The sequence below is a fragment of the Mycobacterium riyadhense genome, from assembly GCF_963853645.1.
Taxonomy (GTDB): Bacteria; Actinomycetota; Actinomycetes; order Mycobacteriales; family Mycobacteriaceae; genus Mycobacterium; species Mycobacterium riyadhense.
This window is the reverse complement of record NZ_OY970456.1, coordinates 5,360,662-5,384,675: the sequence shown is the minus strand read 5'-3', so window position 1 is coordinate 5,384,675 and position 24,014 is coordinate 5,360,662. Positions and strand designations below refer to the sequence as shown.

Annotated in this window: 23 protein-coding genes, 4 tRNA genes and 1 pseudogene; 12 read left to right on the top strand and 16 right to left on the bottom strand. The window is 64.1% G+C overall.

Annotated elements, in window-relative coordinates; genetic code table 11:
• Positions 1-73: 73 nt before the first annotated feature.
• The 5 genes from AADZ78_RS23730 to lmeA form a co-directional block, all read right to left on the bottom strand.
• Positions 74-2,446 (bottom strand): hypothetical protein, encoded by a 2,373-nt coding sequence (locus AADZ78_RS23730; RefSeq protein ID WP_085249646.1) that lies wholly within the window; start codon positions 2,444-2,446, stop codon positions 74-76.
• A gap of 93 nt (positions 2,447-2,539) precedes the next feature.
• Positions 2,540-3,187 (bottom strand): FABP family protein, encoded by a 648-nt coding sequence (locus AADZ78_RS23725; protein ID WP_085249647.1) that lies wholly within the window; start codon positions 3,185-3,187, stop codon positions 2,540-2,542.
• Between the two features lie 150 nt (positions 3,188-3,337).
• Positions 3,338-3,640 carry a DUF1416 domain-containing protein gene (locus AADZ78_RS23720; protein WP_085249648.1) on the bottom strand — a complete coding sequence of 101 codons (303 nt, stop codon included), beginning with the start codon at positions 3,638-3,640 and terminating at the stop codon, positions 3,338-3,340.
• A 1-nt stretch (position 3,641) separates the two neighbouring features.
• A complete protein-coding gene (locus AADZ78_RS23715; RefSeq protein ID WP_085249649.1) occupies positions 3,642-4,475 on the bottom strand; it encodes a sulfurtransferase in 834 nt (277 codons plus the stop codon).
• 266 nt (positions 4,476-4,741) lie between these two features.
• Complete coding sequence (gene lmeA / locus AADZ78_RS23710) at positions 4,742-5,554, bottom strand: mannan chain length control protein LmeA (RefSeq protein ID WP_085249650.1); 813 nt, start codon at positions 5,552-5,554, stop codon at positions 4,742-4,744.
• Between the two features lie 322 nt (positions 5,555-5,876).
• Here lmeA and AADZ78_RS23705 point away from each other — a divergent pair, with 322 nt between their 5' ends.
• From AADZ78_RS23705 to AADZ78_RS23675, 7 genes and pseudogenes are all read left to right on the top strand, one after another.
• Entirely contained in the window at positions 5,877-6,647 is a 771-nt protein-coding gene (locus tag AADZ78_RS23705; protein WP_139828579.1) for a winged helix-turn-helix transcriptional regulator, read from the top strand.
• Positions 6,644-7,552 carry a mycothiol synthase gene (mshD, locus tag AADZ78_RS23700; RefSeq protein WP_085249651.1) on the top strand — a complete coding sequence of 303 codons (909 nt, stop codon included), beginning with the start codon at positions 6,644-6,646 and terminating at the stop codon, positions 7,550-7,552. Before AADZ78_RS23705 ends, mshD begins: the two co-directional genes overlap by 4 nt.
• A gap of 117 nt (positions 7,553-7,669) precedes the next feature.
• Positions 7,670-8,788 carry a phosphate ABC transporter substrate-binding protein PstS gene (gene pstS / locus AADZ78_RS23695; protein ID WP_372510545.1) on the top strand — a complete coding sequence of 373 codons (1,119 nt, stop codon included), beginning with the start codon at positions 7,670-7,672 and terminating at the stop codon, positions 8,786-8,788.
• 5 nt (positions 8,789-8,793) lie between these two features.
• Positions 8,794-8,991, top strand: coding sequence for a hypothetical protein (locus AADZ78_RS23690; RefSeq protein WP_139828580.1), 198 nt, complete (start codon positions 8,794-8,796; stop codon positions 8,989-8,991).
• On the top strand, positions 8,992-9,768 hold the full coding sequence (gene pstB, locus AADZ78_RS23685) for a phosphate ABC transporter ATP-binding protein PstB (RefSeq protein WP_085249654.1): 777 nt from the start codon (positions 8,992-8,994) through the stop codon (positions 9,766-9,768). It begins immediately after the preceding gene.
• 66 nt (positions 9,769-9,834) lie between these two features.
• Positions 9,835-10,611, top strand: a complete 777-nt coding sequence (locus tag AADZ78_RS23680) for a hypothetical protein (protein ID WP_139828581.1) — start codon at positions 9,835-9,837, stop codon at positions 10,609-10,611.
• Between the two features lie 199 nt (positions 10,612-10,810).
• Positions 10,811-10,969 (top strand): annotated as a pseudogene (locus tag AADZ78_RS23675) (hydroxyneurosporene methyltransferase); the annotation flags it as partial.
• Positions 10,970-10,973: 4 nt separating this feature from the next.
• On the opposite strand, the gene phoU reads toward AADZ78_RS23675, so the two are convergent.
• The 7 genes from phoU to AADZ78_RS23640 form a co-directional block, all read right to left on the bottom strand.
• On the bottom strand, positions 10,974-11,645 hold the full coding sequence (phoU, locus tag AADZ78_RS23670; protein WP_085249656.1) for a phosphate signaling complex protein PhoU: 672 nt from the start codon (positions 11,643-11,645) through the stop codon (positions 10,974-10,976).
• A gap of 52 nt (positions 11,646-11,697) precedes the next feature.
• The gene (locus AADZ78_RS23665) at positions 11,698-13,815 is read right to left on the bottom strand and encodes an LCP family protein (RefSeq protein ID WP_239656684.1); all 2,118 of its coding nucleotides are present in this window, start codon (positions 13,813-13,815) and stop codon (positions 11,698-11,700) included.
• A 201-nt stretch (positions 13,816-14,016) separates the two neighbouring features.
• The gene (locus AADZ78_RS23660) at positions 14,017-15,294 is read right to left on the bottom strand and encodes an ISKra4 family transposase (RefSeq protein WP_169726357.1); all 1,278 of its coding nucleotides are present in this window, start codon (positions 15,292-15,294) and stop codon (positions 14,017-14,019) included.
• Between the two features lie 59 nt (positions 15,295-15,353).
• Positions 15,354-15,779 carry a DUF6788 family protein gene (locus AADZ78_RS23655; protein WP_085251679.1) on the bottom strand — a complete coding sequence of 142 codons (426 nt, stop codon included), beginning with the start codon at positions 15,777-15,779 and terminating at the stop codon, positions 15,354-15,356.
• A 109-nt stretch (positions 15,780-15,888) separates the two neighbouring features.
• On the bottom strand, positions 15,889-17,091 hold the full coding sequence (gene dusB, locus AADZ78_RS23650) for a tRNA dihydrouridine synthase DusB (protein WP_139828899.1): 1,203 nt from the start codon (positions 17,089-17,091) through the stop codon (positions 15,889-15,891).
• A gap of 87 nt (positions 17,092-17,178) precedes the next feature.
• Positions 17,179-18,195: an acyl-ACP desaturase DesA1 gene (desA1, locus tag AADZ78_RS23645; protein WP_085251942.1), complete on the bottom strand. Its 1,017-nt coding sequence runs from the start codon at positions 18,193-18,195 to the stop codon at positions 17,179-17,181.
• A 147-nt stretch (positions 18,196-18,342) separates the two neighbouring features.
• Positions 18,343-18,984: a TetR/AcrR family transcriptional regulator gene (locus AADZ78_RS23640; RefSeq protein WP_085251943.1), complete on the bottom strand. Its 642-nt coding sequence runs from the start codon at positions 18,982-18,984 to the stop codon at positions 18,343-18,345.
• Between the two features lie 79 nt (positions 18,985-19,063).
• Here AADZ78_RS23640 and AADZ78_RS23635 point away from each other — a divergent pair, with 79 nt between their 5' ends.
• The gene (locus AADZ78_RS23635; protein WP_085251944.1) at positions 19,064-20,122 is read left to right on the top strand and encodes an oxygenase MpaB family protein; all 1,059 of its coding nucleotides are present in this window, start codon (positions 19,064-19,066) and stop codon (positions 20,120-20,122) included.
• A 51-nt stretch (positions 20,123-20,173) separates the two neighbouring features.
• On the opposite strand, the gene AADZ78_RS23630 is transcribed toward AADZ78_RS23635, so the two are convergent.
• Both AADZ78_RS23630 and AADZ78_RS23625 read right to left on the bottom strand, forming a co-directional pair.
• The gene (locus AADZ78_RS23630) at positions 20,174-20,551 is read right to left on the bottom strand and encodes an ArsR/SmtB family transcription factor (RefSeq protein ID WP_085251945.1); all 378 of its coding nucleotides are present in this window, start codon (positions 20,549-20,551) and stop codon (positions 20,174-20,176) included.
• A gap of 53 nt (positions 20,552-20,604) precedes the next feature.
• Positions 20,605-21,105, bottom strand: coding sequence for a nucleoside deaminase (locus tag AADZ78_RS23625; RefSeq protein WP_239656188.1), 501 nt, complete (start codon positions 21,103-21,105; stop codon positions 20,605-20,607).
• Between the two features lie 73 nt (positions 21,106-21,178).
• Between AADZ78_RS23625 and AADZ78_RS23620 the strand changes: the two genes are divergently transcribed.
• On the top strand, positions 21,179-22,099 hold the full coding sequence (locus AADZ78_RS23620; RefSeq protein WP_085251946.1) for a class I SAM-dependent methyltransferase: 921 nt from the start codon (positions 21,179-21,181) through the stop codon (positions 22,097-22,099).
• A gap of 6 nt (positions 22,100-22,105) precedes the next feature.
• On the opposite strand, the gene AADZ78_RS23615 is transcribed toward AADZ78_RS23620, so the two are convergent.
• Both AADZ78_RS23615 and AADZ78_RS23610 read right to left on the bottom strand, forming a co-directional pair.
• Entirely contained in the window at positions 22,106-22,921 is an 816-nt protein-coding gene (locus AADZ78_RS23615; RefSeq protein WP_085251947.1) for a TIGR04255 family protein, read from the bottom strand.
• 163 nt (positions 22,922-23,084) lie between these two features.
• A tRNA-Lys gene (locus tag AADZ78_RS23610) sits at positions 23,085-23,157 on the bottom strand.
• A 125-nt stretch (positions 23,158-23,282) separates the two neighbouring features.
• Between AADZ78_RS23610 and AADZ78_RS23605 the strand changes: the two genes are divergently transcribed.
• The 3 genes from AADZ78_RS23605 (at position 23,283) to AADZ78_RS23595 (ending at position 23,568) form a co-directional block, all read left to right on the top strand.
• A tRNA-Glu gene (locus AADZ78_RS23605) sits at positions 23,283-23,356 on the top strand.
• Between the two features lie 35 nt (positions 23,357-23,391).
• Positions 23,392-23,468: transfer RNA gene (locus tag AADZ78_RS23600), tRNA-Asp, on the top strand.
• Between the two features lie 26 nt (positions 23,469-23,494).
• Positions 23,495-23,568 (top strand) — tRNA-Phe (locus AADZ78_RS23595).
• Positions 23,569-24,014: the final 446 nt, after the last annotated feature.

Genomic DNA, 24,014 nt, shown 5'->3' with positions numbered 1-24,014 from the left:
ACTGAGACGCAGGAGCTAACACGGCAAATCCGTGCTGCGACGGTAGCGCATGGTGTTATCCGCAGCAATCGGGTCAGCCGCCGTCGGCGGCGTGGGCGTCCGCGGGCGGGTGAAATTCCGCGTAACGCTCGGCGAACTCTTTACCGGGAACCGGCCATTGTTCGCCGTCAACGCCGCGCACCACCCAGTCGCCATCGGCTGCGACCGTGGGACCCTCCAGCGTGTTGATCGTTTCGCCCGCAAGCGCTGGCCGCGCTTGGACCCGCCCTTTTCTGCGCCATTTCCCGTCGCCGACCGGCTCGTAGGTGTCGCGGAAGATATCGTCGCGCACCGACCAAACTTTTCCGTCTACCTGGACCGCCCAGTCTCCGGCGTCGGCTTTCATGGTGTGACCGGAATCCGACTCCCACGTCCACGGAACGTTTCGTTGTTCCGCGACAACGGTTCCCACCCTGGTGAACGATTGCCATAGGGGACGTGATCGATAGCCGAGTTGACGCAGGCTCCACAGCGTGGCTGCCAAGCTGCGTATCGCGGCGTTGAGCAGATCCGGATTGCTTTCAACCACGGACCAATCCACCAGCTTGTCGTGAATCTTGCGCGAGTCATCGCGGGGCGTACCGTATTTCCAGCCGTTGCGGCGGTAGTAGCGACACCAGTCCTCGTGTTCTGCCTTCGCCATGCTCAGCGCGGAGTAGTGGTCGAAGCCCATCAGAGCCAGCTGCTCCAGCGGCGGCGAATCCGCCATGTCGCTCCCAGACAGTTGCGCCGGGGGGCTGCCCCAGGTGTTCCAGGTATGTCCGGCGATCTGTTCGACCATCCACAGCGCATTGCGCACCTGACGCCGGTTCGACCCGCGATAGAACTCGTCGAGTTCGGTCCACGGCACCGCCGCCGGGCCCCGCGGCCAACTCGGGTCGACCGTCGCGACATAACGCTCATGGATCAGCCTGGCCGCGCGCTCCCACGCATCCTGGATCTGGCCTTCGCGGGTGTCCAGCGCCAGGCTGTAGGTCTGCAGCAGGCCGACGATCTGCGACGAATCCTCGTCGGCCGCATGGGCGTTGAGATCCCAGGCGTAGACCGGCATGTCGGGGAAGCGCGCGGCCAACCTGGTACCCGTCGTTGAGGCGTTGCTGTCGACCAGAATCACGGCGCTGGTTAGCGGGTCAACATCGCCGAGCAGACGCAGCATGGTCGGGACCGTCGGCGCTTCCGTCACCGCGTCGATCGTCGGTCCATCCGACACGAATCCCGCTTGCTGCCGGTAAAACTCGTGATCTTCCAGGTACTCGTCGGCATTTCGTTCGACCAGGGTGAGCGCCGGCAACGGGGGCTGTCCGGGTGGGCTGTAGAAATCACGTTCCAGGGCGCGACGGGTTAGATCCGCACACAAAGCAAGCGTCAATTGCGAAGTGCCGCATACGAACACACGTTGAATGGTCCTTGCCGCGATGATGCTGTCGAGCAGCCGGCCGGCGGTTATCTCGTACTTGCCGACCACATCGGCCGCCCACCGGGTGTCGGATCCGCCGAATTGTTGGGCACGCCACGCCTCGGCCAACCACGGGTCATCGATGCGCACGATGAGGGGTAACCGCTGTTTGGTGCCGACCTCGGCCAGTCGACGGCTGATCAGGTCTAGCCACAACAGGTTGGTCGCCGGGTCGGGCGCCATCAGATACAAACGTCCGAGGTGGCGCCACAGCCGTAGCGACACCAGGCTCGACGGCGTGTTGAAATCCACCAACACCACCCGGGCACCCTGCCGGCGCGCCCGCTGTACGCGGTCGTCGCCGGCGCTGGTGATGACGACCAACGTGCTGCGTCGGTCCAGCGTGTGTGCGACGCCACTGACTATTGCTTGGGTGTCGTTGTCGATACCCACGATGGCGGTGACGGAGTCGGCAAGGTTGGCCCGGAGCCGGTCCACCTGGGACCGGAAGACGCCCACCACGACACCGCCCAAGCCGGTGAAGATTGCCGACAACGCCGCTATCCGTGCCAGCTCCAGACCGACCGGGGTTGGGTTGGGACAGGTTCGTCCGCTCAGCGAATAGTCGCCAATGCCACCCTTGACCAGCTGGGCGGTTGCCATCAGCGGGGTGAAAAACGCCGGATGGTTTGCGTCGTGACACGACCAATACGAGCTAAGGCCCAGCACCGCGCTCATAGTGATGAGGACTGCAATCACGGTGAACGAAACACCCACCAATCGGTGGCTGCCGTCCGACCGAAAGGTCAGCACACACACCGCGATAAGCACGACCACCACAATCCCGAGCGTTGGCATCGACCCCGGGCGCCCGAACCACGCCAGCCACGGCGGCAGCACGTCGAGGATTCGGGGTTGTAGCGCCAGCGCGGCCAAGTAGCCGAGCAACACCAGCCCAATTGCGGACACGGTCCACCGCGCCACGGGCGGAGTTGTCCTGGTACGCGGCATCCGTCGACTTCCTTTCGTCGGACATCGGCTGCTCGGACGTCGAACAGTAGGCAGAATCACCGGCCGAAGGCAACATCGGCCGGGCTACTCCGGCTATCCGACGAACCGCGACAGCCGCGCCGATAGGTGCGGCACCAATCCGCCGTCGGCATCGACGCGTTCCTCGACATAGGCGAGGTCTCCGCCCTCGACGATGCCGTAGAGCCGTTTGGCCCCGCCGACCAGCACGCCTGACCGACTCCGGGCCAGCGCGTCGGTCACTAGCTCCCACGACGACTGGGTCCGCGGCCGCCCGTAGAACAATTCGACATAACCGGCCGAATGCGCTAACAGCAACTCGATCGCCTGGGACTCGCTCGGGTCGTCGGGATCGCTGACGAAACGCCAGTAGCCCGTCTCGCGTAGACCCGGTTCTTGATAGTCGCCCGACTCGTTGAGCCGCCAGGACCGGGCTTCCCAGTTCAGATAGTCGCCGCCGTCGTGCGACACGACGATCTGTTGGCCGAATCGGTAGTCGCCGTCGGGGCCGCGGCCCTCGCCTTCGCCGCGCCATACACCCACCAGCGGCAGCAGTGCCAGCAGCGCGTCGTTCAGGTTGGCGCCTTCGCGCAGGTTCGCGGTGTCGGTGGGGACCGGCAAGTCGTCGAAGGCGGGGATATTGCGGGTTGCGGTTATCTTGGCGCGTTCGGCGGCAGCGGCGACTGCACGATCGCCGGAACCCGGGGGGTCGTCAGGGGTCACGACTCGTCGGTAATAAGCCGATACAGCGCATACAGCGCAAACCACGCGATGACCACGGTCGCTAGGACCAGCATGATCTCGAAGAACAGCACCACGGCGACGAGTCTATTCGCCGGAGATGGCTTCCGGGGACCGGCCGGACTTAGCCTGTCAGGCGATCTTGACGTCTACCTCGTGGATGCCAGCGCCCGACGGCTTCACCACGGCGTCACCGTTGCCGGCCGCCGACAGCGCGCGCAGCGTCCAAGATCCCGGCGCGGCGAAGAACCGGAAATCACCGGTGGCCGACGCGACGACCTCCGCGGTGAACTCGTCGGACGAGTCCAACAGGCGCACGAACGCGCCGCCGACGGCTTGCCCGTCGCGATCCACCACGCGGCCGGTGATCACCGTTTCCTTCTCCAAGTCGACGCTGGCGGGCAACGTCAGTCCTTGCTTTGGCGCAGAGCACATATCAGCTTCCCAACTCGATCGGGGCACCCACGAGGGAGCCGTATTCCGTCCAACTGCCGTCGTAGTTCTTGACATTCCTATGCCCGAGCAGCTCCTGCAAAACGAACCAGGTGTGCGATGACCGTTCCCCGATTCGACAGTAGGCAATCGTTTCCTTGGTGCCATCCAGACCGGCGTCGGCGTAGAGCTTGGCCAGCTCCTCGTCGGACTTGAAGGTGCCGTCTTCGTTGGCGGCCTTGCTCCACGGCACGTTGATCGCGCCTGGGATGTGCCCGGGTCGCTGGCTTTGTTCCTGCGGCAGGTGCGCGGGCGCCAGGATCTTGCCGGAGAACTCGTCGGGGGAGCGCACGTCGACCAGGTTCTTGACGTTGATGGCGGCGATGACTTCGTCGCGGAACGCCCTAATCGAGTTGTCCGGTGCGGCCGCGGTGTAGGAGGTCGCGGGCCGGCTGACGGGGTCGCTGGACAGCGGGCGTCCGTCGAGCTCCCATTTCTTGCGGCCGCCGTCGAGCAGCTTGACCTTGTGATGGCCGTACAGCTTGAAATACCAGTAGGCGTAGGCCGCGAACCAGTTGTTGTTGCCGCCGTACAGGATCACGGTGTCGTCGTTGGAGATGCCGCGGTCGCTGAGCAGCTTGGAGAATTGCTGGGCGTCGACAAAGTCGCGTTTGACCGGGTCCTGCAAATCGGTGCGCCAGTCCAGCTTGATCGCGCCGGTGATGTGGCTGCCTTCGTAGGCGCTCGTGTCCTCGTCCACCTCAACGAAGACGACATTGGCGGCGTCGAGGTTGCTCTCAGCCCAGTCGGCGGAGACCAGGACATCGGAGCGTGCCATGGTTTTGGTCCTTTCGATTCGTCTGGCTAAAGCGTGTGAATGCGCCTGTTACACGGAACGGGAAACACGTCAGGATAGGCTCCGAGTGCTGCGTGGATGGGCGCGGCTAATCAGCGGCTACAGCAACAGCAACAACAACAGCCCGCGATGCGACACAAATCCGCTGTGCGGCGCTTGGTGCGCAGGGGCTGAGTGCGAGCTGACACGTCGGTCAGCTTACCCAATGACATAGTGATCAAGCCAACAGCGGGCTACTGCTGCGGCCCTCATGACTGCTTGAACCCGTCGAGCGAGATCGTGACTCCGTAGGTGATGCCCTCGATGATGACATCCGAGCCCCGCGCACCCACCGTGTTCGGAGCCACCGCGAACGGCAGCTTTTGGTTCGGTAGCCGGCCGGCGAAGGCGTGCACCACGGCGTCCCGTTTGTCAGCCGGAACGGGTTGGTCTGCGGTGTCCGGCCCGGTCACCACGCCGGTGGGGGTCACCACCAAGGTGGTCTGGTCGTCGGGAGCCATTGACAGGTCTACCGAGACGCTGACCCGGCGATCGAAGTTCGCCGATTTCGGAGTGCCGCTGAATACCAGGCCGTTGCTGCCCGATATCCCTGATTCGGTCGTGCCGCCGGTGGCGTCGTTGCTCTCCTGAGGCGGTGCCTGCACCATCAGGTCGCTAATCCCCAGGTAGCGCCCCAGGTGCGTGGAGTCGATGATGATGCGGCTCTCCAGTTCGCGCATCGACAGCTTTGCATCGGGGCCGATGAGCCAGGACGAATTGGTCAGATCGATTGAGTGCATGGTGGCCTCGAGGGTGGCGCTGCCGACCGTCGCGTGCTCGACGGCGAAGGCCTTGATTTCCAGCTCGTCGTAGTGATCACGCATCGCCTGCGGGATGAACGGAAATCCAAGGATTGCGACGAAGGGGTCCGACCCCAGATTTGCCGCCTTGCGCACGCTGATCGAGAGCCGGTATTCGGCGTAGATGCTGGCGCCGAAGTCGACTCCGACGGCGCCGAGGATGACGACGACGGCGACGATCGTCGCGGCGGTCACACCGATCAGCACCTTGCGCATCCGCATATTGTGGCCTATCAGCGGGCTGGGTCGGCGCTTACTGATTTGAGTGTGCGCTGATGGCTTTGAGCGTGCGTCTAGGGAGGAGGAATCGCGGATTTTCCACCCTGTGTGCACACTCAAAGCCGCCGGTTCACAGTCAGCGTTCCGTTGCGGAACGCATCGTCACCGGGCCCAGCTTGATTGCCCGGTTCCTCAGCGTTCCGTTGCGGAACGCATCGTCACCGGGCCAAAGACCAGGTGGCACGTTATCGTTAGATCAGCTGGCCGCTAACGTCACGTGGCGCGATGAATCTGGGAGATGCCTTTCCCACGACGCTGGAGGGGCTTGTTGGAGTTATTACTGCTGACCTCGGAGCTGTATCCCGAGCCGGTCTTGCCCTCGCTGTCGCTGCTTCCTCACACTGTGCGGACAGCGCCTGCGGAGGCTTCCTCACTGCTGGAGGCGGGAAACGCCGACGCGGTGCTTGTCGACGCGCGCCATGACCTCTCGGCCGCGCGCGGTCTATGCCGTCTGTTGAGCACAGCGGGCCGGTCAGCCCCGGTATTGGCGGTGGTGAGCGAAGGCGGTCTGGTGGCGGTCAGCGCGGACTGGGGGCTCGACGAGATATTGCTGCCGACTACCGGGCCCGCCGAGATCGACGCCAGGCTGCGGCTGGTGGTCGGGCGCCGTGGAGGCTTAGCTGACCAAGAAAGCGTGGGCAAGGTGAGCCTGGGCGAGTTGGTGATCGATGAAGGCACCTACACCGCCCGGCTGCGCGGCCGTCCCCTCGACCTCACATACAAAGAGTTCGAGCTGTTGAAATACCTGGCGCAGCACGCCGGCCGCGTGTTCACTCGCGCGCAGCTGCTGCACGAGGTATGGGGATATGACTTCTTCGGCGGCACAAGGACCGTCGACGTCCACGTACGACGACTGCGTGCCAAACTCGGGCCCGAACATGAAGCGTTGATCGGCACCGTACGCAACGTCGGATATAAGGCGGTTCGGCCAGCGCGCGGTCGAGCTCCAGTATCAGAACCCGACACCGACGATGACAACGAACCCGAGCGAGATGATCTCCATGACCCGCTGGTCGACCCGTTGCGCAGTCAGTGACAACGCCTGGCTGGCGCTCCGCATTGACCGCCGATGAGCAGCAAGGCGTGCGCGAGCTGATCACGGCGGCAACCGAATTCGATGGGGTAGCGCCTGTGGGGGAACAGGTGCTGCGGGAATTGGGTCACGAACGCACCGGGCATCTGCTGGCCGCTGACTCCGACAACGCAATCATCGGCTACCTCAACCTCGGTCCAGGTGGCTCGATGGCGGAGTTAGTGGTGCTGCCGCAGGCCAGACGTCGTGGTATCGGCGCCGGGATGGTACGAGCGGCCTTGGCCAAGTCCGGCGGGCACAACCAGTTCTGGGCGCACGGCACGCTGCCCCCCGCCCAGGCGACCGCGTCCGCGCTGGGTCTGATCCCCGTCCGCGAACTGATGCAAATGCGACGCCCCTTGCGTGATATCTCCGAACCGGCGATCCCCGACGGTCTGCGGGTCCGCACTTACGCGGGCGCATCGGATGACGCCGAGCTGCTGCGGGTCAACGACGCCGCCTTCGCACATCACCCAGAACAGGGTGGCTGGGATGAAGTTCAGCTGGCCGAGCGGCGCAGCGAACCGTGGTTCGACCCGGCGGGTTTGTTCCTGGCTTTCGACGACAGGTCCGGCGAACCCGCCAGGCTGCTGGGCTTCCACTGGACCAAAGTGCACCGCGACCACCCGGGTCTGGGTGAGGTTTACGTCCTAGGTGTCGACCCATCGGCACAGGGTCGCGGCCTGGGGCAGTTGTTGACGTCGATTGGGCTCGCGTCGCTGGCACGACGGCTGGCCGATGCAGCCAAACCCACCGTGATGCTCTACGTGGAATCCGACAATGCAGCCGCGGTGCGGACCTACCAACGCCTGGGTTTCACGACCTACAGCGTCGACACGGCCTACGCGCTGGCTGCGACGGATACCTGACCGAAACCAGTCGATGTCTGCAACCGGGCATACTTCTACTGTGACCTGGCAATCTCCCTGTGGGAGACGGCCAGCAGCGCCGGCAACCGTCGAGAATGGGTTCGGAAGCGAGATCGGGTGAGGCTCGACACGGTGGGCAGGGCAATGGCGGTGGTTGTTGCGGCGATATGCGGAGGGGTTCTCGCCGCCTGCGGCGGTGATGACCACCATGGGAGCGGCTCCGCGGTGATGTCGCCAGCAGCCCCCCGCCCGGCTGCCTGTGGGGGTAAGAATTCGTTGACGGCTGAGGGCTCAACCGCTCAACTGAACGCCATCGCGTTGTTCAACCAGGTGTGGGGCCAGCTGTGTCCGGGCAAAAAGGTGTCGTACAACCCGACCGGGTCGGGCGTCGGGCGCGAGCAGTTCATCGCCGGCCATGTCGATTTCGCCGGCTCGGACTCGCCACTGGTCGCTGCGCAGCTTGACCCGGCCGCCAAGCGGTGCAACGGCAACGCAGCGTGGGATCTTCCGTTGGTGTTTGGGCCAATTGCATTGGTATACAACGTGGCTGGCGTTCAAACGTTGATCGTTGATGCTGACGCGGTGGCCAAGATCTTCAGCGGCGCGATTCGAATGTGGAACGATCCGGTACTGGCCGCACTCAATCCTGGTGTGGCGCTACCCGACACTAAGATCACACCCATCTACCGCAACGACTCGTCGGGAACCACCGACAACTTTCAGAAGTATCTGACCGCCGCCGCGCCGCAGAGTTGGACCAAGGGTGTTGGCACCGAGTTTCGCGGCGGCGTCGGCGAAGGTGTGCAACGGTCAGCTGGGGTGATCCAGGCGGTGCAGACCACCTCGGGCGCGATCGGATACATCGAAAAGGGCTTCGCCGATCACGCCCGCGTGCCATTCGCGCAACTCAACACCGGCGGTGGCGTGGTCCCGCTTACCGATGAAACCGCCCGCAATGCCGTCGACGCCGTCTCGTTCGCGGCCAGTGGCCATGATCTCGTACTGGAGCTGAACTCGATCTACGGCTTGCGGGAGCCCAATACCTACCCCTTGGTGCTGGCCACCTACGAGATCGTGTGCTCCGGGGGATACGAGCCGGACACCGCAGCCGCGATCAAGGCATTCCTCACCACCGCCGTCAACGACGGCCAAGCCGGCCTCTCTTCGGCCGGTTACGTTCCGTTGCCGGATAAAGTCAAGGCGCGCCTGGTCGCCGCGATCAACGCGATGCACTGACTTGTTTGACCAACCGGATGGCCTCGGCAGACGACAATATCGACGGGATCACAGTGACAACGCCCAACCCAGCAAACGCGGGTGCGGTGAACTTGTGGCTGCGCGCTGCGCTGACTTTGATCTTGGTCGTCGCAACCACCAATATCGGAGCCATGGCGGTCGCGAAGATATTCGCCCGTAAGAAGTCGTCGGCAGGAGCGTAAGTGGCCAAACGGTTGGACCTCAAGGAGGTCAACATCTACTACGGGTCGTTTCACGCGGTCGCCGATGTGTCACTGTCGGTTCTGCCGCGCAGCGTGACGGCATTCATTGGCGCTTCGGGCTGCGGCAAAACTACGGTGCTTCGCACGCTGAACCGGATGCATGAGGTGATCCCCGGCGCTCGCGTCGAAGGCACGGTGCTGCTCGACGATGAAAATATATACGCGCCGGGCATTGACCCCGTCGGGGTGCGTCGGGCAATCGGGATGGTGTTTCAACGACCTAATCCGTTCCCCGCGATGTCAATTCGCGACAATGTGGTGGCCGGCCTGAAGCTGCAGGGTGTCCGCAATCGCCAAGTGCTCGACGACACGGCCGAATACTCCCTGCGCGGCGCCAATCTCTGGGACGAGGTCAAGGACAGGTTGGACAAGCCCGGCGGCGGATTGTCCGGTGGGCAGCAGCAGCGATTGTGTATCGCTCGGGCCATCGCGGTGCAACCTGATGTGTTGCTCATGGACGAGCCATGCTCGGCGCTGGACCCCATCTCGACGATGGCGATCGAAGAGCTGATCAGTGAACTGAAGCAGGACTACACCATCGTCATCGTGACTCACAACATGCAGCAGGCTGCGCGGGTGAGTGACCAGACGGCATTCTTCAACCTCGAAGGCGCGGGAAAGCCCGGCCGCCTGGTCGAGATCGACGACACCGAGAAGATCTTCTCCAATCCCACGCAGAAGGCTACTGAGGATTACATCTCCGGCCGCTTTGGCTAGGTGAGGCTCCAACCGGGCGGGTTGCGGGCGCTGCTACCCACCGGAGGGCGGTTCTCGCTCGCGTGGATGGAGGCCGGCGAAGGCGAGATCGTCGAGCGCAGCACCACGCACGACACGATACTCCTCGTATTCCGTGGCGCTGCACGCCTTCTCGGCGGCCGCTTCATCAAGGCGGGAGATGCCGTCAGCATCCCAGCAAATAGTGTCTACCGGCTCGCTGTCGCCGCCCGCGATGGTCTGGACGCGTTGGCCATTACGCTCGGTCGAACCGCCGCCAAAAACGATGACTCCGAAGGGGTTTCGTCTCTCGCCGAGCTCATTGAGCGCAACGAAGAACGGATGCGCATCGCCAGTCAAGGAGCGATATTTCAGCTGGTCGACGACGGCACATTGAATGACCCGGCCAAACGGGCGGCCTTCCTGCGCCAGATCCGGCCCCTCTCGGATACGTTCCAGAAGACCATGATCGCGCGACAGGCCACCTGTTCCGACCAAGCGTATGAGCCGACGTTCCTTGACCACTTCAAGGAAGAGTTTGGTCACAACACGCTGCTTCCCTGCGACGGGCCCGCCGCTGCGCCCGATCCTGTCGTGAGCGCAACGCTGGTCTGGTTCACCCACCAGCGGGTGAGTCGTTCTGGCTACAGGGCTCCTGGGGAGCACTGGTCACCGTGGGGCCGCAGCCATCCTTCCGGCATCGAAACTGAAACCTGGGCGGGCCTTCTCGGCGTGTCGTCGCCCTGGTTTCAGTGTCGAGGTCGTCAAGCTGAAGTACCGTATTGCCAGGCGTTTGCTCTGGCCGCGTTCATGTTTCGACTTTCGTGCTACCCGCTCCCGCTCTGACTCGTCCGGGTATGCACGTTAACAGGCGAATTTCGCAAGTCGGTGGCAGCGACACGCTGTAGTTTCTGTCTACAGAGATCCGCAACAATCACCCATCGGCCCAGCTCACACCGCAAATCAACTTCGCGGGACACCGTAACTTCGTCCTAGAGGGAAGCCGCCGAGGCGTTCTTTTTCAAGGCGGAACGCCCCCGGCTTCGCGAAGCTCCTCGACCTCGAGATGCTGGTCTTGTACAACGGCGGACGCGAACGAACCCGCGCCGAAATCGAGAAGCTCTTCTCGGCCGCCGGCTTTCGACTGCTGCGTGTCGTTCCGACGCACTCGCCCACGCATGTGATCGAGGCAGAGCGGCTGTAGAACGTCAGCTCGACGAAGAGGGCGGCGTATCGTCCTCGGGGAATCTGCCGGTCGCCTGGAAGATGACGCGGCGTGCCACCTCGACGGCATGGTCGGCGAAGCGTTCGTAGAACCGGCCCAGCAACGTAACGTCGACGGCGGCCGCCACACCGTGCTTCCACTCCCGATCCATCAGCACCGTGAACAAATGCCGGTGCAGATCGTCCATCGCGTCGTCTTCTTCGCGGATCCGCGCGGCCTTCTCCGGGTCGCGAGACAGCACCACCTCTTGCGCGCTGCTGCCCAATTCGACTGCGACCCTGCCCATTTCGGCAAAATAGCCGTTGACCTCTTCTGGCAATGCATGTTGGGGATGTCGCCGGCGGGCGATCTTGGCGACGTGTAGGGCCAGCGCACCCATGCGGTCTATGTCGGCCACCATCTGGATGGCGCTGACGATAGATCTGAGGTCACCGGCGACCGGTGCCTGTAAGGCCAACAGGACGAAGGCGCTCTCCTCGGCGCGGGTGCTCAGGCTCGCGATCTTCTCATGGTCGGAGATCACCTGTTCGGCCAACACCAGATCGGCCTGCAACAACGCTTGTGTTGCCCGCTCCATGGCGATCCCTGCCAGCCCGCACATCTCGCCGAGCCGCTCGGACAATTCCGAGAGTTGCTCATGGTAGGCGGTCCGCATGGAACAAAGCCTACGTTCTCGATACGGGAAACGCCGCCGCGCTTCCCAGGCTTTACTCGCAGGTAGTGTCGGCGGCGTTAGTGACCGTCAGATCTTCGGGGAGTCTGGTGGGAGTGGCGGTGGAGTTGCGGCTTATCTGAACGCTGACCGAGGAGCCGCTGGGCGGGGGCGTGGTCACCGAGCTGAAGTCTGGGCCCAGGACGACCTGAACCACCTGTCCGATTCCGGTAACCCGCTCGACCTTTGAACCGCCGAACGCCGCGGCCACAGTGGCGGCGGCCTGCTCGTTGCCCGGCGCGAAGAACACCGTCGTGGCCTTTAGCGAACTCGGGTAGTCGTCCGGCGTCATCACGTTGAAGCCGTTGCGTTTCAGTTGATTAGCGGCGGCGGTGGCCAGGCCGGCGGTGCTGGTGCCATTGGAGACCTGAACCGTGACCTCTTGCGGAGAGGTCGTTGTCACCTGCTCGCGCTGAGTCTCATTCGTCGCGCCAGGGGGCGCCTTCTTGGTGGTGGGCGGGGTAGTCGGCCCCGAGGTTGGGGAGGTTCCCAACATCTGGGCGTTGTTATCGTTTTCCAATGGCAGCGGATCATCGTTGATGATCGCGGTGAAAAGCGCCTTCATGTCGGACGTGCGCGCGGGCTCGTCGCCGTTCTGGTCTGTCACACCGGTGGGCACCGTGACGAACGTGACGTGCCCGGCCGCCATGTGCTGCAGCGACCGACCGAGCTCGACCAGGTCTTTGGTCTTGACGTTATCGACGTAGCTGTTACCGATAAACATGTTGACGACGTTGTTGAGCTTGTTCAGGTTCAACAAGGTGTCCGCGGAGATCATCGAACGCAGCAGCGACGACAAGAACAACTGCTGGCGTTTGATGCGCCCGTAGTCGCCGTTGCTCTCGGTGGTGACCTGGCGGGCCCGCACATAATTCAGCGCGGTCGGCCCGTCGATGACCTGGCGTCCGGCGTGATCTAACACCGTGCCCAATTCGTAGTCCCGCAACGGGGTGGTGGAGCACACCTCGACGCCGCCAAGCGCCTCGACCATACGCGCGAAACCGACAAAGTCGACCGCGATGAACCGGTTGATGCTCAACCCCGACAGCTTTTGAATGACCTTCACCAAACACTTCGGACCACCGAAGGAGAACGCCGAGTTCAGCTTGGTCTCGGTGTAAACCATCCTGGGACCCATGGTTCCGGTCTTCTCGTCGTAGATGGGTCCGTACTTGCCGGTCTCAGGGTTCCAGGCTTCGCACTTGATCGGGTTGATGGCAAGGTCACGCGGGAACGACACCGCGACCACTCGTTGGCGATTCGCTGGAATGTTGACCAGCATTACGGTGTCCGACCGCGCGCCACCCGCATCCTCGGTGTCGCCGGCGCCGATATTGGCGTTCGCACCCAAGCGAGAGTCCATTCCGACGATCAAGAAGTTCTCATCGCCGTACTGCGCGTTGGGGTCGACAATGTCGCCCGAACTCGGGTCGAGCGCGCTCACGATGTTCAGCCGGCTGTTCTTCGACGCGCTCCACTGCCAAGCCCCGCCAGTCAGGGCCAGAGCCAGCAGGGCAACCAACGCCGCCAGCGAGCGTCCGGCCAGCAACAGCGGGCGGCGCCGCGACGTTGGCTTTGACTTGCGGGTTTTCGGCGCCCTGGACGTCTTCGTTCGACGGATGCGCGTGGCCTTGGTGGGCTGTTCGGCGTTGACGTGGATCTCGTCGTCAGCGCGATGGTGGGTAGCTCCGAGGTCGGGAAGCTCCGATTGGAGCTCGAGAGCGTAGGCCGGGATGGGGATGACCTGAGTGTCCAGTTGGTCGTCGGCGTCGGACGGCTCAGGGCCTGGTTCAGGGTCCGGGGCGACGCGATGGTGAGTGGGATGGGCAGGAACAGGAGCGCCGAGTTTTGCGATCAGTTCGGCCACACTGACCCCACCGCCGACGTGACTTCCGACTCTCGACGTGTCCTCGGGCTGTTTTGGTTCTTCGGGTTCCTCGGGTGGCGGAGCCGACCGTCGGCTGCGATCTATATCGACCGCCGGCGCAGAGAACCGTTCCCACGGCGCGGCGCCTGGCGTTTGCCGCGCTTGTGCGGTATGCCATTCAGCATCGGCACGGGCCCCGAAGGCGCGCCGAAGGCCACGAGTGGCGTCGTGTTCGCCGTCACTCATGTCCTACCGGCCTCCGAAGGTCTGATGCGGACGTCAGGTGTGCTGTGCACAAGCGCGAGCGCAGCGCTACCTGATCAGCGCTGCGCAGTTCCGTAAGGCTCACATCGTACTGACATATCGGCGAAGACGCGATTTCAAGGGGTGTGCGACAGATTTATAGGTAATCGAAGTTGATCTTGAGTTGAACCGTTGGCCTGCTGGTCATGCGGTGGCGTGGGCGGCGATCTGGTTGTGCGGCTGGGTCCAGATGCGGTCGAAGCGACCGCTGGCCTGTTGGCAGCGCAGGGTGAGGATGCCGGTGGCGCCGGGGATGTTCCAGCGCATGCCGGACAGTTTCAGTCGCTGGCCGACGAGGGATTTGCAGCCGGCCTCGACGACTCCGGAGCCGACGAACATGCCGTGTGCGCGGAAGTAGGCGTAGCGCATCCGGTGGGCGTTGGTCTTGAAGTACGGCAGTGCTCTTGCCGTCTGGTGGGCGGTGTCGTCTGGTAGTTGCGGCAGGAGCCGCTCGGTTTGGGTGACCAGGGTTTCGATGTCGCCGGCGTCGAGGTCGGCCAGGCGGGCGGCCAACCAGTCCAGGTGCTCATCGCCGAGGACGCCGGTGAGGTGCGCGGCGAGGGCGTGCAGGTGTTCGCGGGCGTGGTAGAGGTCCACGATCGGGGTGGCCGCGGGCAGGATCGCGGTGGCCAGGTTCCAGATCCAGGGCGCGCCGTCGCCGAGGACGACCAGTTGGCGGATGGCATCGGCGCCGCGGCGGCGGGCCTCGGCCGCCACCAGGGTGGTGAATTCGGCCACGGGGGCGAAGCTGGCCAGGTAGCTGGTGGAGTCCGGGTCGCGCACTGGCCGGCCGTCGGTGTCGACGGTGGTCTGGGTGAACAGGGCGGCGAGTTTGACCTCGCGGGTGCGGGCCCGCCCGTCGGGGGCCTTGCCGGCACGCCCGGTGGTGGCGGCGGGCACCATCGGCACGCCGGTGCCGTCGATGGCGAGGTAGAGCTTGTCGGGCAGCACCGCCGGTGGCAGCACGCGCACCCGGCGGGCCGCGATGGCGGCCGACTCGGCGGCGATGCGCGCCGCGACGGCGGCACCGTCGTTTTCGGCGCTGCGTTCGATCCGCTTGGGGTTCAACCGGATTCCGGCCAGCTCAGCGAGCAGGTCGGACGCGGTGGCGAACGGTTGCGCGGCCCCGGCGCGGGCCACCATCCGGCGCAGTCCCGGCGACAGCGACGCCCCGGTAACACCGAGCACGTCGTCACGCGGAACGAGGCCGCGCCCGCACCCGCCGCAGTGGTAGTAGGCGCGGCGCAGTTCGACCGGCCCCAGCACGGTCTGGATCGTCTTGGTCCGGTAGCCGACGAACTCGGCCGCATGACCTGCACTGCAGTCGATCCGGGGTCCGCGGTGGCCGGTGTCGGCGGCCAGCAATCGGCCTAGCAGCGAGGCACCGAGCCGGGTCATCGCGGTGCGGATCGCCAGCTCCACGGCCTCCAAATCCTCCCCTGAGGTACCCAGCGACCGCACGGCCAGCGCGGCCAGCCGGTCTACCTCGGCCGCGAACTCCGCTTCGAGCGCCTCTCGGAGCCCCCTTTTTCGGCCTGCGTGTCGACCGTGGACGAAACCGTGCCGGCCGCACCGGGCGGGCGCGCCTCACAGATGGCTTCGTTGACCGCCACGATCTGCTCGCTCACCGCCGCGAAGCGGTGGTAATTGGCCAGCTCGGCGCGCACCTTGTCCACCTCCTCGGCCGACAACTGCCGCCCCTTGGTACCGCGCCCGGCCACGGTGCGCGTCCACAGATACCGCGGCCCGTGCCCGGGGTGATCCGGTTGCGCGCACGCGCAGTTGGGTTTCCCGCAGCGACGGTAGTTCTCGCTGATCGAGCCGCGCCGGAAATCGCCCGTCGCGGCCAGCTGCTCGTAGAGCCTGGTCCGCTGCCCCTCCAGATCGTCCAACGACGGATCCACCATCCACGCTCCTAGTCTGGTTGTTTATACCACAACCAGACTATCGCGCCACCAGCCGCAATCCCGAGCACCTACATTCGTGTCGCACACCCGATTTCAAGAGCGTCTCGGTTCAACCACCCGAATGCATGACGTCGGCCCCTTCGGGCACATGGCAGTCATCGGGATCGTTCAGCCAACCGTCGGGCAGGGCAACCCGGGCGGGTGAACCCTGGCGACCACGCGGGCCGGTGGCGGCGTCCGGGAACGGGACATTGCCGTCCAGCCGATCCAGCAGACAGTCAAGTTCGTCCAACGTCTTGACCAGCGCTAACGCTCGCCGCAAGGCAGAGCCGGCCGGAAAGCCATGTAGATACCAACCGACGTGCTTGCGGATATCGCGCATGCCCTTGTCTTCGCCGAAATGCGCGGCAAGCAGGGCGCCGTGCCGGCGGATGATGTCGGCGACCTCGCCGAGCGTCGGCGGGATGGGTGGTGGGTTGCCGGTGAACGCGGCCGATAACTCGGCAAAAAGCCATGGCCGGCCCAGGCAGCCGCGGCCAATGACAACGCCGTCGCACCCGGTGGTAGCCATCATTGCCAGCGCATCGCTGGCGTCGTAGATGTCGCCGTTGCCCAATACTGGAATCGTCCGAACCTGCTGTTTGAGCCGGGCGATCTGCTCCCAATCGGCCGTGCCGGAATAGCGCTGTGCCGCCGTCCGGGCGTGCAGGCCGACCGCGGCAGCACCTTCGGCTTCAGCGATACGGCCGGCGTCCAGGTGCGTGTGGTGAGCGTCGTCGATGCCGATGCGGAACTTGACGGTCACCGGAATATTGGTGCCTTCGGTGCCACGGACCGCCGCGGCGACGATCTGGCCGAACAGCCGCCGCTTGAACGGCAGCGCCGCGCCGCCGCCGCGCTTGGTCACCTTGGGGACCGGGCAGCCGAAATTCATGTCGATGTGATCGGCAAGGCCCTCGTCGGCGATCAGGCGGGCCGCCGCGTAGGTGGTTTCGGGATCGACGGTGTAGAGCTGCAGCGAGCGTGGGGACTCATCCGGGGAGAACGTCGTCATGTGCATGGTCACCGGATGGCGCTCGACGAGCGCGCGTGCGGTCACCATCTCGCAGACGTACAGTCCGCTGACCGTGCCGACCCTCGACTGCTCTAACTCACGACACAGCGTGCGGAATGCGACGTTCGTCACGCCGGCCATCGGGGCCAGCACAACCGGGCTGGCGAGCGGAATCGGACCGATGCGCAACGCCGGGTTGGGTTGGATTGCCCGCCTCTCCGCCTCGCCGCTTCGCGGCTGGGGGTACCCCCACCTCATCGCGCTGCGCGCTCTGCATCGTCGCCGGGCTGGGTTGGATTGCCCGCCTCTTCCTCATCGCGCTGCGCGCTCTGCATCGTCGCCGGGCTACCGACGGCTCATCGCCAGTTTGCCTGCGGTTTTATGCAGCTCGTGGGCGGTGACCCTCTTACCGGTACGGGCTTCCCGCTCGATGTGGCGCTGCTTGGACACCTCGAACTTGTCGCAGGCCATCTCGAGTTCCTTGATCAGCCGGCCAAGATCATCGCGCAACTTGGCTCCTTCGCCGGTGAAGTCCTCGCGCTCGAAGATGCGCCATTTCTTCAGCACCGGCATGACGACCTCGTCGAGGTGGATACGCGGGTCGTAGACCCCCCCTACGGCGATGACCACGGCTTTGCGTCGGAACTCCGGTACCTGGAAGCCGGGCATCTGGAAATGGCTCAGAATCAGGTGCAGCGACTTCATCGCCTGGTTGGGAACGAGGTCGAACGCGGCCTCGCTGACGTCGCGGTAGAAGATCATGTGCAGGTTCTCGTCGGCCGAGATCTTAGCCATTAGCTGATCGGCGACGGGGTCGTTACAGGCCTTGCCGGTATTGCGGTGCGAAATCCGCGTGGCCAGTTCCTGGAAGCTGACGTAGAGGACGGAGTCGGTGACGCTCTCGGCAAAGTATTGACCCTGGTGGTTCTGGCCCGGGCTGAAGCCCCGGTTGACTACCTCTATGCGAAGCTTCTCCAGCTCGACCGGGTCGACGGAACGAGTCACCACCAGGTAGTCGCGCAACGCGATGCCGTGCCGGTTTTCCTCGGCGGTCCAGCGGTTGACCCACTGGCCCCAGGCGCCGTCCATGCCCATGTTCATCGCGATCTCGCGGTGGTAAGACGGCAGGTTGTCCTCGGTGACGAGGTTCTGCACCATTGCCACCTGGGCAACGTCGGAAAGCTTGCTCTGTTCGGGATCCCAGTCCTGGCCGCCGAGAGCATAGAAGTTTTTGCCGTCCGACCATGGGATGTAGTCGTGCGGGTTCCAGGGCTTGTGCATGCTCAGGTGCCGGTTGAGCTTCTCCTCGACCAGCGGCTCAAGTTCGTGCAGCAGCTGTAGGTCGGTCAGCGTGGCTGACATGATCCCTCCAGTTATCTGTGTCTATGGGTTGCACTCAATATATCTGTGTCTCCCAGTAGCATCAAGTTTGCGTCCCGGCGTGGCACGTCAGGCGCAATCGCGGACACGGCGAAGCTGGGGTCGCCAAGGTCTCGCTCGCGACCTGGATCAGTCGTGTGGCCCGGCCGCAGCCCGGACCTCGGCCTCGCCGTGCTCGCGCCGCGGTACATAGGTCGCAGCCGTGCTGAGCAGCATGTCGACGCAGTAGTCAATGAATTGCGCGCGGCTCGCTCCCAACTGGCCGTTCAAATACGCGGTGAACAGCCCCGTTAGGGCGCCGATCAAGCTGGTGGCCACCAATTTCTGCAGAACAGGATCAACGATTCGGGACAGCTTGCGCTGCAGCAACTCGATGAAGTTGGGCATCCACTCCGCCCCAGACCGGGTCAGGACTGGTTCTACCGCCGGTGCCAATAACAACACGCGCCCGCGCACCGGATCGTCGACCATCAGCGCAACAAATTGCTCGACCGCTTCGCGTGGGGTCTTGGCGGACGTGAGGGTCGCCATCGCGCGGGTACAGACGTCGTCGTAGACCGCGCGCACGAATTGTTCCCGGTCGGCGAAGCTCTCGTAGAAGTAGCGTTCGGTCAGCGCGGCCTTGCGGCAGACGGCACGCACCGTCAGCGCGGGGCCGCCTTCCCCGCCGAGCAACTGCACGCCGGCAGCGATGAGATTGTCGCGACGAAGCGCGTTGCGATCCTCGAGGGGGACACCGGACCAGCGGCCCCGTCTTTGACCCGTCTGCACGTCGCTCCTAAACTCTCAAAGTGACAACGCGTGTAGTCAGAACTGCTGACGCTGACGCTGAGGGCAGGGGAAAATCACAGTGACTCAAGATACGTCGGCGCAATGCCCGCTGACCAGCACCAAGGTGGGCTCAATTGCGGGCGGCGATGGCGAGGTTGCAATGCCGCGGGGGTCTGACGCGGTGGCCGGCGGCTGTCCAGTGTCGTCGTTGGGCTACGAGGCCCCGCCGGCGCCGCTAGGCCCCGATTCCTTGACGTGGCGGTACTTCGGGGACTGGCGCGGCATGCTACAAGGCCCGTGGGCTGGATCCATGCAGAACATGCACCCGCAGTTGGGTGCGGCGGTTGAGGACCACTCGACATTCTTCCGGGAGCGCTGGCCGCGCCTGATGCGGTCGTTGTACCCGATCGCCGGCGTTGTTTTCGACGGCGACCGGGCACCGATCACCGGAGCGGAGGTGCGCGACTACCACGTCACCATCAAGGGTGTCGACTCCGCCGGCCGTCGCTACCACGCACTGAACCCCGACGTCTTCTACTGGGCGCACGCGACGTTCTTTGTGGGCACTATCCATGTGGCCGAACGCTTCTGTGGCGGGCTGACCGATGCGCAGAAGCGTCAGTTGTTCGACGAACACATCGACTGGTATCGGATGTACGGCATGAGCATGCGGCCGGTCCCCGCTTCCTGGGAGGAATTCCAGGTCTATTGGGACCACATGTGCCGCAACGTGTTGGAGAACAACTACGCCGCACGTGCCGTGCTGGATCTTACCGAACTGCCCAAGCCTCCGTTCGCTCAACGGATCCCGGATCGGTTATGGGCCGCGCAGCGCAAGTTGCTGGCGCCGTTTATCGTTTGGCTGACGGTGGGCCTCTACGATCGGCCGGTCCGCGAGCTGATGGGCTATGGATGGTCGCGGCATGACGAATGGCTGCACCGACGCTTCGGCGACATTGTCCGTCTGATCTTCGCCTTGGTGCCTCGCCGATACCGCAAGCACCCGCGGGCCCGTGCCGGCTTGGACCGCGCCACCGCACGCATCCCGGCCGACGCACCTCTGGTGCAGACGCCCGCGCGCAATCTGCCGCCGCTAGACGAGCGTGACAACCCGATGCATTACTGCCCTACGGTCTGACCCTGGTTGTCTCGCCTTGCGGGAAATATGTTGTGTTGCTATTAGATTCGCTTAGCCGGCATCGTCGGCGACCGCTTTCAGTCCAGCATCGGCGCGGTGGTGACGGGGCACCCCGGGACCGGCGTGCTCGGCGTTGAACACGGCGTCGATGACTAGCTGGCGCACATGTTCGTTCTCCAGGCTGTAGAAGATCGTGGTTCCGTCCCGGCGGGTTCGCACGAGGCGTGCCATCCGCAACTTCGCAAGGTGCTGGGAGACCGACGGCGCCGGCTTGCCCACGTGCTCGGCGAGTTCATTGACCGACATCTCGTGATTTGTCAGCGACCACAGAATCTGCACGCGGGTGGCGTCGGCCAGCATCCGGAACACCTCGACCACCAGGCCGACCTGGTCATCCGGCAACCGATGAGGTCTATTATCTGCATGCATACGCAGACAATAGCGCGATGCGCTGTCGGCCGCTGTGCCGATGCGATGGCGCGCTACCCGGCCGGGATGACGGTCGCGGTGCGGCTACCGCCGTTGCGCTCTTGCCAGAACCGGTAGACGTCTACTGCGGCGGGTCGGGGTTCGTAGCGCATCGGGAGGCGTCGGTCCCGCCACTCCTTGGCGAACTCGGCGTAGAACGTGGCGAGCTCGAAATACTTGCGGTCGTCGACGTAGTGCGGCTCGTACGCGTCGCGCGACGTGAGAAACACGACTTCGTCGGGGGAGCAGTAATAAAGCGATCCCAGGCACATCGGGCAGGGATGAGCCAGCACATAGATGGTGCTACCAACGAGATGCTCGGTGCCCAGCTTGGTGCACGCCTGACGAATGGCCAGGATTTCGGCGTGAGCGGTCGGGTCGTTGGTTTGAGCAACCTTATTGGCGCTCTCGGCGAGTACCTCGCCATCTTTGACGATGACCGTCGCGAACGGGCGGCCGCCATCGGCGACGTTCTGGCGCGCAAGATCGATGGTCCGTTGGGCGAAGTCGGTCACCCTCGAAAGGGTAGTCGGCGGTGTCGTCGGGAGACCTGGGATACTAACTAGGTTATCTATATAGAGGAGCAGCATGGTGCGCACCGATCGTGATAGCTGGGATCTGGCGACCAGTGTCGGAGCTACGGCAACGATGGTCGCCGCGCAGCGGGCGCTGGCTTCTGACCCGGAATATTCGTTCATCGATGACCCGTACGCGGCACCGCTGGTGCGAGCGGTGGGTATGGACGTTTACGTTCGGTTGGTGGACGGGCAGATTCCCGTCGAGGAGGACTCCGAGTTCGATCCGGCGCGGATGGCCAGGGGCATGGCCTGTCGGACCAGGTTCTACGACCAGTTCTTTCTTGACGCCACCAAGCGCGGAATTTGCCAGGCGGTGATTCTCGCGTCCGGTCTCGACGCGCGCGCCTACCGATTGCCGTGGCCGGCCGGCACCGTCGTCTACGAGGTCGACATGCCGGAGGTGATCGAGTTCAAGACCTCGACGCTGAGCGGTCTCGGCGCCGAGCCGACCGCCGAGCGACGGACGGTTGCTGTCGACTTGCGCGATGACTGGGCAGCGGCCTTGCGGGCGGCAGGATTTGACCCGAAATCTCCGGCCGTATGGAGCGCCGAGGGCCTGCTCGTCTATTTGCCCGACGAAGCACAGGACGGGCTATTCGACAACATCACCGCTTTGAGTGCTCAAGACAGCCGGCTGGCGTTTGAATTCGTGCCTGACACAGCGATTTTCGCCGATGAGCGATGGCGCTCACACCATGACCGGATGAGTGAACTCGGGTTCGAGGTCGACTTCAACGATCTCGTTTACCACGGCAAGCGCAGCCACATCATCGACCATCTGGCTCGCAACGGCTGGCAGACTTCGTCCCACACGGTCAAGGAGCTGCACGAGGCAAACGGCTTTGTCTACCCCGACGATGAACTCGCTGAGGCCTTTGCCGATGTCACCTACAGCAGCGGGGTGTTCGCGCCTAGACCTTCCGGGGCCTGACCGGACCTATTGGCGTAGCAGCTCGTCTTTCAGGCGGCTGGTGATCATGTCCTGGAACACCACACGCGCCGGGCCATACAAGTCCTGGAATGTCGAGATCAACGCCTCTCGGTTGTATTCGGGTATGGAACCGCTTGGTGGAGTCCAGAAGCTGTCGATGTCCATGAGGAAGAATGGCCCGGTTTGGGTCGGCGTGGTGCGGCGCAGGTGGTAACTGGGATCGAGGGCCTGGCCGACACCGGGGCCGTAGCGCACGATGAGCGACTTCCCAGGTTGCGCCTCGCGGAAGACCGCGGCACCCTGCCACTCCGTCAAGGCTAGGCCGCCGGGAGTGAAGCGCTGCGGTCCCAGCAGTTGTTCGTCGATCCAGTTGCTCCATTCGACGCGGCCGTCGAAACCCGTTGGGACTCGGATTTCAAGGACGTAGCGCAGACCGATGCGCTCGACCCCAACGATTGACGAGACTTGCGCACGGGCGTCGGCGACCCGCAACACAAGGTCGCTAAAAGTCTCAAAGCTGCTGTAGGCGCTGGTCTCGACGACCACGGCCTGGTTCTTCAGGGAGGCGGCAGCCGTGTTGTCCCGGTTGACGTAGCGGACGAAGCGATCCGCAACGGGCGTCGGGGGCGCACCTGGCGTTGTCATGCCCCAACTGAGGTCCTGCGCCTGCCGTTCGATCGGCAAGTCATTGATGAGCAGCTGCTTAAACTCCCGGCTCGCCGATTCGCTGAGGGAATCCGTTGCCGGGTGACGGATTTCCATGGTCACCAGGGCGACGGGCGCGTTGGGTTGGATTCCATCCTGATTTGTGTCGGGAAGCATGTCGCGAGCATAGCCAAGCGGTGTGAGCGTCCGAACGCCACCTGACCGTGCATTCGGCAGGCGTCCTATCGGTCGGTGCTTTCAGATTTGCAACGTGGCTGAGGAGACGCCTGGTCGCGCAACCGCAGGAACGCGACAGCCCGTGCTCGGCGCCCCTGCTCAGTGCCCCCACCAGGACTCGAACCTGGGACCTGCGGATTAAAAGTCCGTAGCTCTACCAACTGAGCTATAGGGGCCGCGGAGGTTCAGAATACTGCGTAGTCACACGGAGCTCGTTTGAGGATTGGGCCCGGGGTGACCTAAGCTGACGTGGCTCCCAACGGTTACCACGTTGCGAGTGCCCCGGAGAGATTCGGTTCTGGCCCCCTTCGTCTAGACGGCCTAGGACGCCGCCCTTTCAAGGCGGTAACGCGGGTTCGAATCCCGTAGGGGGTACTCTGCTACGCGGTGCTGCTGGTACAGCACAGCAAGGCCCTGTGGCGCAGTTGGTTAGCGCGCCGCCCTGTCACGGCGGAGGTCGCGGGTTCAAGTCCCGTCAGGGTCGCCAATGCGGCGAGGCACATGCTGCCTTCCGGCCAGGTAGCTCAGTCGGTATGAGCGTCCGCCTGAAAAGCGGAAGGTCGGCGGTTCGATCCCGCCCCTGGCCACTAGGGTTGAATTCGCTGGTCAACCTATATTTTCCGGACTCGAATGGGCTCGGACGTCGGGCATGGTCGGGCCGAAAATCCGCCAAGTATCCGCCGGGAACCGGAAGGTCGGCGGTTCGATCACGACCCTGGCCACGAGGATGTGCGCAGTTCAAGGGTGTTTTGGTGGGGCTGACTACAGCTGGCGGTTGCATTTCATCCGCCGAAATCCGCCACACGTTGGGACCTTCCGCTCGCATATCTGAAGGTCCTCGTTGGAACCGCACGGCTCTGATATGCGGTTCCTCGGCACGGGCCGGTAAGCGGTTGAGTCAGGTCTTGCGACGGCGGCAGGGGCGTCGAGAAGGGATTGGTGAACAAGACGCGGCGAAATCCGCCGGCATAGCGCCGACGGGTCGGGCGCCTGGCGAATCAGCGAGAACCACTAAAAGCCAAGTGGAATAACG